The 13373-nt window shown below is 70.2% G+C and carries 14 protein-coding genes; 12 read left to right on the forward strand and 2 right to left on the reverse strand.

The features are described from left to right. The first annotated feature begins 21 nt into the window (after positions 1 to 21). The 12 genes from OH802_RS18715 to OH802_RS18770 all read left to right on the forward strand — a co-directional run bounded on the left by OH802_RS18715 (position 22) and on the right by OH802_RS18770 (position 10532). Complete coding sequence (locus OH802_RS18715; protein ID WP_406020921.1) at positions 22 to 570, forward strand: TetR/AcrR family transcriptional regulator; 549 nt, start codon at positions 22 to 24, stop codon at positions 568 to 570. A gap of 1 nt (position 571) precedes the next feature. Further along, positions 572 to 1804, forward strand: a complete 1233-nt coding sequence (locus OH802_RS18720) for a cytochrome P450 (RefSeq protein WP_406020923.1) — start codon at positions 572 to 574, stop codon at positions 1802 to 1804. A gap of 145 nt (positions 1805 to 1949) precedes the next feature. Further along, positions 1950 to 2726, forward strand: a complete 777-nt coding sequence (locus tag OH802_RS18725; protein WP_406020925.1) for an SDR family oxidoreductase — start codon at positions 1950 to 1952, stop codon at positions 2724 to 2726. Beyond that, complete coding sequence (locus OH802_RS18730) at positions 2723 to 4078, forward strand: cytochrome P450 (RefSeq protein ID WP_406020927.1); 1356 nt, start codon at positions 2723 to 2725, stop codon at positions 4076 to 4078. The genes OH802_RS18725 and OH802_RS18730 overlap by 4 nt, the downstream gene beginning before the upstream one ends. Continuing rightward, a complete protein-coding gene (locus OH802_RS18735) occupies positions 4075 to 4269 on the forward strand; it encodes a ferredoxin (RefSeq protein WP_406020929.1) in 195 nt (64 codons plus the stop codon). The genes OH802_RS18730 and OH802_RS18735 overlap by 4 nt, the downstream gene beginning before the upstream one ends. Continuing rightward, entirely contained in the window at positions 4270 to 4869 is a 600-nt protein-coding gene (locus OH802_RS18740) for a hypothetical protein (protein ID WP_406020931.1), read from the forward strand. It abuts the gene before it with no gap. Beyond that, positions 4866 to 6350, forward strand: coding sequence for an aldehyde dehydrogenase (locus OH802_RS18745; RefSeq protein ID WP_406020933.1), 1485 nt, complete (start codon positions 4866 to 4868; stop codon positions 6348 to 6350). The genes OH802_RS18740 and OH802_RS18745 overlap by 4 nt, the downstream gene beginning before the upstream one ends. Continuing rightward, complete coding sequence (locus OH802_RS18750) at positions 6347 to 7111, forward strand: SDR family oxidoreductase (RefSeq protein WP_406020935.1); 765 nt, start codon at positions 6347 to 6349, stop codon at positions 7109 to 7111. The genes OH802_RS18745 and OH802_RS18750 overlap by 4 nt, the downstream gene beginning before the upstream one ends. Beyond that, positions 7108 to 7989 carry an NAD(P)-dependent oxidoreductase gene (locus OH802_RS18755; protein WP_406020937.1) on the forward strand — a complete coding sequence of 294 codons (882 nt, stop codon included), beginning with the start codon at positions 7108 to 7110 and terminating at the stop codon, positions 7987 to 7989. The genes OH802_RS18750 and OH802_RS18755 overlap by 4 nt, the downstream gene beginning before the upstream one ends. Before the next feature lie 16 nt (positions 7990 to 8005). Beyond that, positions 8006 to 8431, forward strand: coding sequence for a carboxymuconolactone decarboxylase family protein (locus OH802_RS18760; protein WP_378840031.1), 426 nt, complete (start codon positions 8006 to 8008; stop codon positions 8429 to 8431). After that, entirely contained in the window at positions 8428 to 10041 is a 1614-nt protein-coding gene (locus OH802_RS18765; protein WP_406020939.1) for an FAD-dependent oxidoreductase, read from the forward strand. Before OH802_RS18760 ends, OH802_RS18765 begins: the two co-directional genes overlap by 4 nt. A 65-nt stretch (positions 10042 to 10106) precedes the next feature. After that, positions 10107 to 10532 (forward strand): nitroreductase/quinone reductase family protein, encoded by a 426-nt coding sequence (locus OH802_RS18770; protein WP_406020941.1) that lies wholly within the window; start codon positions 10107 to 10109, stop codon positions 10530 to 10532. A 3-nt stretch (positions 10533 to 10535) separates the two neighbouring features. Here OH802_RS18770 and OH802_RS18775 read toward each other — a convergent pair whose 3' ends face one another. Beyond that, positions 10536 to 11780, reverse strand: coding sequence for a hypothetical protein (locus OH802_RS18775; protein ID WP_406020943.1), 1245 nt, complete (start codon positions 11778 to 11780; stop codon positions 10536 to 10538). Further along, on the reverse strand, positions 11777 to 13360 hold the full coding sequence (locus OH802_RS18780; RefSeq protein WP_406020945.1) for a succinic semialdehyde dehydrogenase: 1584 nt from the start codon (positions 13358 to 13360) through the stop codon (positions 11777 to 11779). The genes OH802_RS18775 and OH802_RS18780 overlap by 4 nt, the downstream gene beginning before the upstream one ends. Between the last annotated feature and the right edge of the window lie 13 nt (positions 13361 to 13373).

Below are 13373 nucleotides of genomic sequence, written 5' to 3' on the forward strand. Positions count from 1 at the left end.
AACGTGTTCTAATCTGGACACGTGTCCAGCGCAACGAGCACCCGCCAGGCGGAGACGGTCGAGCGAGTATTCGCGGCAGGTCTGGCGGAGCTGCGGGAGGTCGGGCACGAGGCGCTGACTGTCCGTTCGGTCGCTGCCCGGGCCGGGGTCTCCCCGGCCACGGCCTACACCTACCTCGCCTCCAAGAACCATCTCTTCGCCGAGCTCTTCTGGCGCCACCTGGCCGAGACGCCGACGGTCGAGGAGACCGGATCCCGCGTGGAGCGGGTGCAGGCGGCCGTACGCAGCCTCACGACCCGGATCGCGGAGGAGCCGGCGCTCGCTGCGGCGGTCACGCCGGCACTGTTGGGCAGCGATGCCGATGTCGAGCGGCTGCGGCTGCGGATCGGGGCCGAGTTCGCTGCCCGGTTCGAGGCGGCGCTCGGCGAGGGTGCTGCCGAGGCGGAGCGAGAAGCCCTGCTGCTCGCCTTCTCCGGGGCGCTGCTGCAGGCGGGCATGGGCCTGATGACCTACGACGAGATGGCCGACCGGCTCGCCCCGGTCGTCGCCGTGATCGTCGGTGAGGAGTGAGATGACGAGCACCACCACCGAGATCTTCGACCCCTACGACTACGACTTCCACGAGGACCCCTACCCGGTCTATGCCCGGCTGCGGGACGAGGCGCCGCTCTACTACAACGCCTCCGACGACTTCTGGGCGCTCTCCCGGCATGCCGACGTGCACGCCGCGGTGAAGAACGACGTCACCTTCTCCAACCGGATGGGGGTCTCGCTCGACGCCAGCGCCTGGAACGCCGACGCCCATCGGGTGATGTCCTTCCTGGCTCTGGACGGCAAGGAGCAGACCCGTCTGCGCAAGCTGGTCTCAGCCGGGTTCACGCCGCGCCGCGTACGCGAGCTCACCCCGCAGATCCAGGCGCTCGCCGACCACTACCTCGACGGTTTGATCGCGGCCTGCGCCGAGACCGGAGAGGCGGACTGGATCGCCGAGCTCGCCGGCAAGCTCCCGATGGACGTCATCTCGGAGATGATGGGCGTCCCCGTCGCCGACCGCGACGAGGTGCGCCGCTTGGCCGACCTGGTGGTGCACCGTGAGGACGGCGTACGCGACGTACCGGAGGCCGGGATGACGGCCGCGCTCGAGCTGATCGGCTACTACGCCGAGATGGTCGCGCAGCGGCGCAAGCAGCCCAGCGAGGACCTCACCTCGGCACTCATCGAGGCCGAGGTCGACGGCGACCGGCTGCTCGATCACGAGGTGATCGCGTTCCTTTTCCTGATGGTCGTGGCAGGCAACGAGACCACCACCAAGCTGCTCGGCAACGCGCTCTTCCACCTCGGCGCCCACCCCTCCCAGCTCGCCGAGGTCTTCGCCGACCCCGAGGACACCGCGCCGGTCGGCGCATGGATCGAGGAGACCCTGCGCCACGACACCTCCAGCCAGATGCTGGCCCGCTACGTCGCCGAGGACGTAGAGCTCCACGGCCAGGTCGTTCCGGCCGGGTCGAAGCTGCTCGTCCTGCTCGGCTCGGCCAACCGCGACGAGCGCGTCTTCACCGCCCCGGACGTCTTCGACATCCATCGCCCCTCCGACGAGCTCGGCAGGATCATGAGCTTCGGCGTCGGCCGGCACTTCTGCCTCGGCGCCAACCTGGCTCGGCTCGAGGCCCGAGTCGTGCTGGCGGAGCTGGTGCGGCGTACGTCCGGGTTCGAGGTCCACGCCGACCGCGCTGTCCGCGTGCACTCCACCAGCGTGCGTGGGTTCGCCGAGCTGCCTGTCACGTTCACCCGGAGGGTGCGATGAGCGGGGCGGATGCTCACCGAGGTAACTCGGTCAGCGCGACGGATGCTCACCGAGGTACCTCGGTCGGCAGTCACCTACTTCGTGGAACTCCGCGAGGTCAGTACGCATTCGCCGAGTTACCTCGGTCAGCATCCAGGGAGGACGCGTGAAGTACGCACAGCCCGACCGCCGTCCGGCGGTGATCACCGGCGCCTCCTCCGGGATCGGCGCGGAGACCGCGAAGTCCCTGGCAGCGGCTGGATTCCCGGTCGCGCTCGGCGCCCGGCGGCTCGACCGGGTCGAGGAGATCGCCGCCGCGATCCGGGCCGACGGGGGAGAGGCGGTCGCGCATCCCCTCGACGTGACCTCGGACGAGTCGGTCGCCGAGTTCGCCGCGAAGGCGGTGGCGGACCTGGGCGAGGTCGAGGTCGTGGTCAGCAACGCCGGCGTCACCCATCCGGGCGCGACCGTAGACGTCTCCACCGAGACCTTCGGCGGCCAGGTCGACATCAACCTGCTCGGCGCCCACCGGATCCTGCGCGCCTTCGGGCCGGGGATGATCGAGCGGCAGCGCGGCGACCTGGTCTTCCTCTCCTCCGACGTGGCGGTCAAGCCGCGGCCGTTCATGGGAGCGTACGCAGCCTCCAAGTGGGGCCTGGAAGGCATGGTCAGCGCGCTCCAGATGGAGCTCGAGGGCACCGGCGTCCGGGCCTCCATCGTGCGACCCGGTCCGACGCACTCCGACATCGGCAACGAGTGGCCCGCCGAGCTCGGCGGGTTCGTGCTGGAGCAGTGGGTCAGGTGGGGCCTCGCGCGCCACCCGCACTTCCTCAAGGCCCAGGCGCTGGCCGACGCGATCACGTCGGTCGTGACCGCCAAGCGCGGTGTCCACATCAGCACCATCGACGTCAACCCCGAAGCCCCTGTGCAGGAGCCACGATGACGATCCCCACCGTCTCCACCGTCCTGGACGACCAGGACCCGAGCGTCCCCGAGATCATCCGCGGCACCGGACACCTGCCCGAGATGCGGGTCGACCCGATCTCACTGTTCTCCCGCGTCCGCGAGGAGTGCGGCGACCTCGGGCGCTTTCGCCTCGCTGACAAGGACGTCGTCCTGGTCACCGGTGCCGAGGCAAACGAGGCGTTCTTCCGGGCGCCCGACGACGTACTCGACCAGGCGGCGGCGTACCCGTTCATGACCCCGATCTTCGGCAAGGGCGTCGTCTTCGACGCCTCTCCGGAGGAGCGCCAGCAGATGCTGAAGAACCAGGCGCTGCGCGGCGACATGATGCGCGGGCACGCACAGACGATCGAGGCCGAGATCCGCCGGATGATCGCCGGCTGGGGCGATGAGGGCGAGATCGACCTGCTCGACTTCTTCGCCGAGCTGACCATCTACACCACCTCGGCGTGCCTGGTCGGGAAGCCGTTCCGCGAGGAGCTCGACTCGTCCTTCGCCCAGCACTACCACGAGCTGGAGCACGGCACGGACGCGATCGCGTACGTCGACGCCTACGCCGACATCGAGAGCTTCCGGATGCGCGATGACGCCCGGGAGAAGCTCGTCGCGCTGGTCCAGGCGATCATCGACAAGCGGGTCGCGCGGGGCAAGGTCGCTCGCGAGGAGCGCGACCTCCTCGACGTGCTCATCTCGATCGACATGGACACCGACACCATCACCGGGGTCTTCATCTCGATGATGTTCGCCGGCCACCACACCTCCTCCGGCACCGCGTCGTGGGCGATGATCGAGCTGCTGCGGAACCCATCGGTGATGGCCGACGTCGTCGGCGAGCTCGACGACCTCTACGCGGATGGCTCGGAGGTGAGCTTCCAGGCGCTGCGCTCCATCCCGGTCCTCGAGGCGGCGCTGAAGGAGACGCTGCGGCTGCATCCGCCGCTGATCATCCTGATGCGGCTGGTGCAGGAGGACTTCGAGCTGCTCGGCGAGACCATCCCGGCCGGCACCCTGCTCGCCGCCTCGCCGCGGGTCTCCAACCGGATCGAGGACGACTTCCCGAAGGCGGAGTCCTTCGACCCGAGCCGCTACATCGACCCGCGCCAGGAGGACATGCAGAACCGCTGGACCTGGATCCCGTTCGGCGCCGGCAAGCACCGCTGCGTCGGCAACGCGTTCGCGATGATGCAGATGAAGGCGATCTTCTCGGTCATCCTGCGCGACTACTCGTTCGAGGCGGCGCAGCCGCTGGAGTCGTACGCCGACGACTTCACCAAGATGGTGATCCAGCTCCAGCAGCCCTGCCGGGTCCGCTACCGGCGGCGGTCGTCGTGAGACTCGTTGCTGACCTGGGGCTGTGTCAGGGGCATCAGGAGTGCCTCGCCGAGGCCCCGGAGCTCTTCGCCTTCGACGACGACGCTTACCAGGTCGTCGTACGCATCACTGAACCGTCCGAGGAGCAGCTTCCCGCCGCCCGCGCGGCTGTGAAGTACTGCCCCGCTTTCGCTCTTACCTTGGAGGACTGAATGGACCGCGCCGAGATCGAGGGGTTCTGGGCCCACTGGCTCGACCTCAACCGGAAGGCGGAGGCCGACGGCAACTGGTCGCCGCTGGCCGACGTGTATGCCGAGGACGCGACGTACGGCTGGATGTACACGCCCGACGAGCACTTCATGGCGGTGGGCCGCGAGCAGATCCGGGAGTGGGCGCTCGGCACCGAGATGGCCGGGCTCGAGGGCTGGCACTACGACTACCAGGCGACAGTCATCGACGACGTCAACGCCATGGTGATCGGCTTCTGGCGGCAGCGGGCCGGAATCGTCGACGACGCGACCGGCGAGGAGTACGAGATCCTCGGGATCGGCGGTTCCTGGTTCGGGGTCGCACCGCGGCCGGACGGCGACGGGCTGGAGTTCGCCTGGCAGCGGGACTGGTTCGACCTCGGGTCCACCGCGACCACCTTCCTCGACATCGTCAAGGCCAAGAAGGCCACCGCCGGGCTGCTGGAGCGGATGTCGCTGAACGGCATCGAGCAGCCCGGCCACTACCGACTCGCCGACCTGCCCTCGACCGTCTGGCCGCCGCCGGTGGCGGCCGGGAAATTCGTGACCCAGGAGCCCGTGTGACGACCCGAACCCCCACCAATCCGCCCGCCCAGCAGCTCGTCGACGGCAAGCTCGGCGCGGCCAGCTCCGGCGAGACGTACGCCATCCTCAACCCGGCCACTGGTCAGGAGATCGGGCGCGCGCCCGACTCGACGGCCCAGGACATGGACGTCGCCATCGCCGCCGCGCGCAAGGCCTTCGACGAGACCGACTGGTCGACCGACGTGGGCCTGCGGATCCGGTGCCTGCGCCAGCTCCACCAGGCGATCCTCGACAACGCCGAGGCGTTGCGCGAGCTGACGACCGCCGAGGTCGGCGCGCCCGCGTTCCTGGTCGCCGGGCCGCAGTTCGACACCCCGGTCGAGACGTTGAAGTGGACCATCGACCTCGCCGAGTCCTTCGAGTGGGAGCGGGACCTCGGCGTCGGAGTCACGATGGGCATCTCCTCGCGGCGTACGGTGCGGCGCGAGGCCGTCGGTGTCGTCGCGGCCATCACGCCCTGGAACTTCCCCAACCAGATCAACCTGGCCAAGATCGGCCCGGCGCTGGCGGCGGGCAACACGGTGATCCTCAAGCCCGCCCCGGACACGCCGTGGCTGGCCGCGGAGCTGGGCCGGCTGGTGGCCGAGCACACCGATCTTCCGCCTGGCGTCTTCAACGTCGTCACCCCGCGCGACAACCGGGTGGCCGCGATGCTGGCCGAGGACCCACGGGTCGACCTGGTCTCCTTCACCGGATCGACGGCCACCGGCCGGGCGATCATGGCGGCCGCTGCACCCAGCCTGAAGAAGGTCTTCCTCGAGCTCGGTGGCAAGTCCGCGGCGATCGTCCTCGACGACGCCGACGTCGCCTCGGCCGCCTCGATGGCGGCCTTCTCGGTGGCCGTTCACGCAGGTCAGGGCTGTGCCCTGACCACCCGGCTGCTGGTGCCTCGTGAGTCCTACGACACGGCCGTCGAGGCGGCAGCGGCGACGATGTCGTCCCTCGGCGCGGGCGACCCGGCCGATGCCGGCACCATCTGCGGCCCGGTGATCTCCGCGGTCCAGCGCGACCGGATCCTCGGCTACCTCGCGCTCGCCGTGGAGGAGGGTGGCCGCATCGCCACGGGCGGAGCCGTCGCGGTCCAGGACGGCGACCTCGCCGGCGGCTTCTGGATCCAGCCCACCGTCGTCGCCGGCCTCGACAACACCGCCCGCGTCGCCCGCGAGGAGATCTTCGGCCCCGTGCTCACGGTGATCCCGCACGACGGCGACGACGATGCCGTACGCATCGCCAACGACTCGCCCTACGGTCTCTCCGGCTCCGTGGAGTCCGGGGCGCTGGAGCGCGCGAAGTCGGTCGCCGCCCGGATCCGCACCGGCACCATCGGCGTCAACGGTGGCCAGTGGTTCGGCCCCGATGCGCCTTTCGGCGGCTACAAGCAGTCCGGCCTCGGCCGGGAGATGGGCGTCGAAGGCTTCGAGGAGTACCTCGAGACCAAGCTGATCGCGGAGCCCGCATGAGCACAGGAGAGACCATGAGGTTCAAGGACAAGGTCATCGTCGTCACCGGCGCCGCCCAGGGGATCGGCGAGGCGTACGCGAAGGGACTGGCCACCGAGGGCGCCGCCGTCGTCGTCGCCGACCTGAACGAGGAGAAGGGGCAGCAGGTCGCCAAGGAGATCGAGGCGGCCGGCGGAGTCGCCAGGTTCGTACGCTGCGACGTCTCCGACCACGCGTCGGCGGCGGCGCTGGTGGCCGAGACGACCGAGGCGTACGGCGGGATCGACGGGCTGGTGAACAACGCCGCGATCTACGGCGACATGGCCTTCGACCTGCTGATCACCGTCGACTGGGACTACTACGAGAAGTTCATGAGCGTGAACCTCAACGGGGCCCTGGTGATGACGCGCGCCGTCTACCCGGCGATGCAGAAGCGGGGCGGCGGGGCGATCGTCAACCAGTCCTCGACCGCCGCCTACCTCTACTCCGGCTTCTACGGGCTGGCCAAGGTCGGCATCAACGGGCTGACCCAGCAGCTCGCCCACGAGCTCGGCGGGATGAACATCCGGGTCAACGCGATCGCGCCGGGGCCGACCGACACCGAGGCGACGCGCACCCAGGCCGGTGACGCGGCCAAGGAGATGACGAAGCAGATGGCGATCAAGCGCCTCGGCACGACCGAGGACATGGTCGGGACCGCGAAGTTCCTCCTCTCCGAGGACTCCTCGTGGATCTCCGGCCAGATCATCGCCGTCGACGGCGGCGGGACGTTCCGGCTGTGACCGCGGTGCCCAGGACGCGCGCCGGGTTCGTCGGGCTCGGCAACATCGGCAAGCCGATGGCGCTCCAGCTCGCCGGCACGGACGGGATCGAGCTGTGGGTGCACGACATCGCCGAGGAGCCCGTCGCCGAGCTCGGTGCCGCCGGTGCGAAGGCGGCAGGCTCGGTCGCCGAGCTGGCCTCGGCCGTCGACGTACTCAGCGTGATGGTGCGCGACGACGACCAGGTGCGCCAGGTGCTCGCCGAGGTGCTCACCTCCGTGGGTGACCGTCCGGGGCCAGACCCGCTGACGGTCCTGGTGCACTCCACGGTGGCCCCGGAGACACCGGCCGAGCTGGCCGCGATCGCCGAGCCACACGGGGTGAACGTGCTCGACGCCCCCGTCTCCGGCGGCCCGATGGGAGCCGCCGAAGGCACCCTGGCCATCCTCGTGGGCGGCAGCCCGGAGGCGTACGCAGCGGCCGGCCCGGTCCTGACCGCGATGGGCTCCAAGGTGGTCCATGCCGGCCCGGTCGGCGCCGGGACCAGGTTCAAGCTGGCCCGCAACCTGCTCCACTTCGCCTCCTTCACCGCCGCCACCGAGGCCCAGCGCCTCGCTGAGGCGGCCGGGCTCGACCTGGTGGCGCTCGGCGACGTCGTACGCCACACCGACGCGATCACCGGTGGCCCGGGCGCGATCATGCACCGCGACACCACCGCGCCGATCGAGGAGACCGACTTCTGGCACGGCGTCTTCGGCCACGTGGTCGCGCTGGGGGAGAAGGACCTCGGGTTCGCGATCGCGCTCGCCGACGAGCTCGGCGTCGAGGTGCCGCTCGCCCGGCTCGCGCTCGAGCGCCTGGCACCGGGGCTCGGCCTCCCCAAGGACTCATCCCACTGATCAAGGAACCATGGACATGAGTACAGAACACATGAGTGAAGGCCCCGACAAGTTCGCCGACCTCCCCGAGCAGCGCGCCAAAGGCCTGCGCAAGATGGAGGAGGTCTACGGCTTCGACATGGCCGACGGCGAGGGCGACTTCTTCCGCTACACCGCCGACCATCTCTTCGGGGACATCTGGCAGCGCCCGGGCCTGACCACCCGCGACCGCCGGCTCCTGCTGATCGGCCTGCTCGCCGGCCAGGGCGCCGCGGACGTCCTCGGGATCCAGATCCCCGCGGCGTACGCCAACGGCGAGCTCTCCGAGGACGAGCTGCGCGAGATCGTGGTGTTCCTGAGTCACTACGCGGGGTGGCCGAACGGTGCCAGGATGAACACGGTCGTCGAGGAGGCGATCGGCAAGGCCCAGAAGACGGCTCAGCGGAAGGCTCAGCGCTCATGACGTACGTCATCACCCAGTCGTGCTGCAACGACGCCTCCTGCGTGGAGGTCTGCCCGGTCGACTGCATCCACCCCGGGCCCGACGAGCCGGGTTTCGGCGCCGCCGAGATGCTCTACGTCCATCCCGACGAGTGCATCGACTGCGGAGCCTGCGAAGACGCCTGTCCGGTGAACGCGATCTTCCCGGACTACGAGGTCCCGGACGCGTTCGCGCCCTACGTCGACATCAACGCCGCCTTCTTCGAGTTCACCGGCGAGCAGGAGGAGCCCGCGCCGCTGCCGCCGCCGGGTGCCAAGATCACCGGCACCGGCCCGCTCAAGGTGGCAGTGGTCGGGGCCGGCCCGGCCGGCTGGTACGTCGCCGACGAGCTCGCCACCACCCGTCGCTGCGACGTCGAGATCACCGTCATCGACCGGCTCGCGACCCCTTACGGTCTGGTCCGCTACGGCGTCGCACCGGACCACCTGGACACCAAGGAGATCGTCTCCGGGTTCGCGAAGACGGCCCGCCACCGCCGCGTGCGGACGCGCTACAACGTCGAGATCGGACGCGACGTCACCCACGAGGAGCTGCTCGGCGCCCACCACGCGGTCGTCTACACCACCGGCGCCGGCGAGGGCCGCAGCCTCGGCCTGCCAGGGGAGGAGCTGCCGGGCTCGACCTCCGCGGCGGAGCTCGTCGGCTGGTACAACGGCCATCCCGACCGTGCCGAGCTCACCTTCCCGCTCGCGCACGAGCGGGCCGTCGTCATCGGCAACGGCAACGTCGCCCTCGACCTGGCCAGGCTGCTGCTGGCCGACGAGGCGGCCCTGACGGCTTCCGACCTGGCCCCGGCCGCGCTCTCCGCCCTGGCAGCCAGCGGCATCCGCGAGGTCGTCGTCACCGCCCGCCGCGGCGCCGAGCACGCCGCCTTCACCAGCCCGGAGCTGCGGGCACTGGCCGACTCCCCGGGCATCGACGTCGTCGTCGACGAGGCAGACCTGGCCGCCCTGCCGACCGAGGCGGACACGACCGAACGCAACGCCCACACCTTCGGGGCGCTCCAGAAGGCCGACCTGCTCCGCGACCTGGCCGCCCGGCCGCGTACCGACGCCGCGAAGCGGCTGGTCCTCCGCTTCGGCCTGACGCCCACCGAGATCCTCGGCACGGAGACCGTCACCGGAGTGCGCTTCGCCAGCGGCGAGGAGATCGAGGCCGGGCTGGTGGTCCGGGCCACGGGCTACCGCTCCGCGGGCGTCCCCGGCGTCCCGAACGAGGCGGGCACCGGCCGGTTCCTTCACGAGGCCGGCCGGGTGATCGGGGCCGAGGCCACCTACACCGCGGGCTGGGCGAAGCGCGGTCCCAGCGGTGTGATCGGCACCAACCGCGCCTGCGCAGCCGAGACCGTACGCACCCTCGTGGACGACTACGCCGCCGGCTCGCTCGCCGACCCGGCCGGAGAGTCCCTCGACGATCTCCTGGCCGAGCGCGGCGTGATCGTGGTCGACCAGACCGGCTGGAACACGCTCGACACCCACGAGTGCGAGTCGGGCAAGGAGATCGGCCGGCCGCGGGCGAAGGTGACCGACCGGGAGGAGCAGGTGCGGATCGCGGCCCTCGCTCGCGTTTGACCGGTTCTCGTTGGGGATGTCTGCAAGAGTGGTCGAAAACCGATTCCTCGGGGGAAAGGCACTCCATGTCAGGCAGCGACTACAAGGACTGGAACCAGTCGATCATCGATGAGTTCCGCTCGAACGACGGCAACGTGACCTCGGTGCCGTTCGGACGCGGGCTCGTGCTCGTGCACCACACCGGCGCCAAGACCGGCACCGAGAGAGTCTCGCCGGTGGCCAACCTCCACCCGGATCCCGACACCTGGCTGATCGCCGCCTCCAAGGCCGGCGCGCCCGAGAACCCGGCGTGGTACCACAACCTCCTGGCTCACCCGGAGACCAAGATCGAGACCCCGGACGAGGGGGTCGTCGAGGTCGAGGTGACCGAGCTGACCGGTGCCGAGCGCGACGACGCCTGGGAGCGCTTCAAGGCGATGAGCCCCGGGTTCGGCGAGTACGAGGCGAAGACCGACCGGGTCATCCCGGTCCTCGCGCTGCACCGCCGCTGAACCTCAGACCGGCGTGATCGGCAGCGACCGGCGCGGCTCGAAGTCGAAGTCCGCGCCGGTGCTGAACCTCACCACCGCGACCTCGGAGGCCTCGGGAGCGGGTTCGGGACGGCGTACGACCTCGACCCGCCAGCCGCCCTCGACCGCACCGACCTCGACGTCGAGGTGAGGGTCGAGAGCCTGCACCGCAGCCCGGAGCGGAACGAGCCATTCCGGCCCGATCAGCGAGACCCAGGCACCGTCCTCGTCGGCGGCCGACGGCCGGACGACCAACGCGTCGGTATCCACCTCGACCGAGACGTACGCAGCGGGGTTGAGCATCGGATGGAGCGCGAGCAGCCGCAGGGCGCCCTTGGTGTCCGGCGGCAGGGAGAGCGCCCGGGCGAGGCGTGAGCCGGCGATACCGGCGACCCCGACCAGCTGCTTGCGGCGGATGTCGCCGAGCTGCTCGGGCGAGGTCACCCGGGACTCCAGCGCGAGGGTGAAGCCGCGATCGAGCAGCGCCATCTGCAGGCAGACCTCGTCGGCGATGCGCACCAGCGCCGAGTGGGAGAAACCGGCCAGGTCGAGGTCGGAGACCAGCGGCCCGGCGTAGTCGGCGGCGCCGTCGTCGGACGGATCGATCGGCGCGAGCTCGAGCCGCGCTGCCCGGGAGAGCTCGTTGACGGCCAGCTCGGGGATCGCCACCGCCTCGGGATGGGCGTCGTCGATGGTCACGGTCCAGCGGCAGTGGGGCGTCCGGCCGGCCGGCGTCCGCGGCGGCCGGTGGACCGGGCGCACCTGGGCCCGGGGGTGGGTCGCGATGGCGGTGGCGTCGAAGGTGGGGTCCTCGATGTCGTGGCACATCCCGCGGACGTACTCCTCGCCCATCGGCTCGACGTCCATCAGCGCGCCGCAGTGGTCGAGGTGGAACTCGCCGTGGCGGGCGTCGTGGACGGTGTAGCGGAAGTCCATGAACTGCGGCGGCGCGCCGATGTCGAGCTGGAGGCCCTTGAAGATGGTCGGTACGTCACCCTGCCCGGCAACGGCCGGCGCGTAGCCCAGCGCGGTCTGCATCCGCCGGGTGTAGATCGGCGAGGCGGCGGCCCACTCGACGATCGCGATCCGGAGCATCTCCTCGCGCCCGAAGGCGGAGATGCACCACGCCATCCCGGAGCGGTCGATCAGCTGGCCGATCAGGAGGAGCTCGCGGACGACCTCGGCGAGCTCCTCCCGGGTCAGCTCGGCATAGCGGGAGACGGGCTTCAACGGATGTGGAGCTTCCGCATCCAGCGCAGCGACGCCTGCATCTGCTTGGCGTAGTCGTCGAAGGTCTGCTTGCCCTGCGGCCCCATGACCTGCTTCTTCAGGGTGGCGACGTTCTGGGTCTCGGTGTACTTCAGCAGCCCCTGGTCACCGTGACGGGCACCGACACCGGACTGCTTCATGCCGCCGGAGGGGGTGGACTTCGAGGCGTACGCGGTGGCGAGGCCGTCGTTGATGTTGACGTTGCCCGACTCGATGCGTGCCGCGATCGCCTGGGCGCGCTTGAAGTTCGTGGTCCACACCGACGCGTTGAGCCCGTAGTCGGTGTCGTTGGCCAGCTCGATGGCCTCCTCGAGGGTGGAGTAGCGGTGCAGCGAGACCACCGGCCCGAAGGTCTCGGTCACCCCGTGGAGCATCTCCTTGGTGGTGCCCTCCAGGATGGTCGGCTCGAAGAAGGTCGGCCCGATGTCGGGGCGCGCCTTGCCGCCGGTCAGCACGGTGGCGCCCTTGGCGACCGCGTCCTCGACGTGCGACTGCACCCGCGCCAGATGGTCGGGGGAGACCAGCGCCCCGAGGTCGGGCCCGAAGGCGTACGCCGCCTCGATCCGCATGCTCTCGACGGCGGCCACGAACTTGTCCCGGAACTCGTCGTACATGGCCTCGGGGATGTAGATCCGCTCGATGTGCATGCAGATCTGGCCGGTGTTGCCGAAGACGGCGAACATCGAGCCGCCGACGGTCTCATCGATGTCGGCGTCGTCGAGGAGGATCATCGGGTTCTTGCCGCCGAGCTCGAGGCAGGCGCCGATCAGGTTGCGCCCCGCCTGTTCGCCGATCACCCGGCCGGTCGCGGTCGAGCCGGTGAACATCGCGTAGTCGACGTTGTCCAGCATCGTCGGACCCACGTCCGGGCCCTCGCCGCAGACCACCTGGAACAGGCCCTTCGGCAGGCCCGCCTCCTCGAGCAGCGAGATCCCGAACAGCGGCGAGAGCGCAGTCTTGTTGTCCGGCTTGAGCAGCACCGCATTGCCGGCCATGAGCGCCGGGATCGCGTCGGAGAGACCGGTCGCGAACGGGAAGTTCCACGGCGCGATGATCCCGACCAGACCCCGCGGCGGGTGGCGCTCGATCGAGCTGGACAGCACCGGCATCACGCCAGGACGCTTCTTGTCCTTGAGCAGCTTCGGCGCCCGCTTGAGGTAGTGCGAGATCACCATCGGCGGGTCGCAGACCTCTTCGAACGCGATCCGCCGGGCCTTGCCCGACTCGGCCTGGATGAGGTCGGCGATCTTGTGCTGGTTGCGCAGGATCAGCTCGTGGGCGCGCTTGAAGACGGCCAGCCGCTCCCGGAGCGGGGTCGCCGCCCATGCGTGCTGGGCAGCCCGTCCGGCCTCGGCGGCCCGCTCGACGTCTGCCGGTGAGGACTGCGGCAGCGCCACGAGCACCTCACCGGTGTAGACCTCGGTCAGCTTCCAGGACGCACCCGTCGAGGACGGGACCCGGGAGACCAGCTCGGCCAGCAGCTCCTCGGTGATCCAGTCGGGGCGGCGTACGTCTGCTGTCTTCGCGGTGTCAGTGCTCATGTCTGCTTCCGAT

It is taken from the genome of Nocardioides sp. NBC_00850 (assembly GCF_045207335.1).
Lineage (GTDB): Bacteria > Actinomycetota > Actinomycetes > Propionibacteriales > Nocardioidaceae > Nocardioides.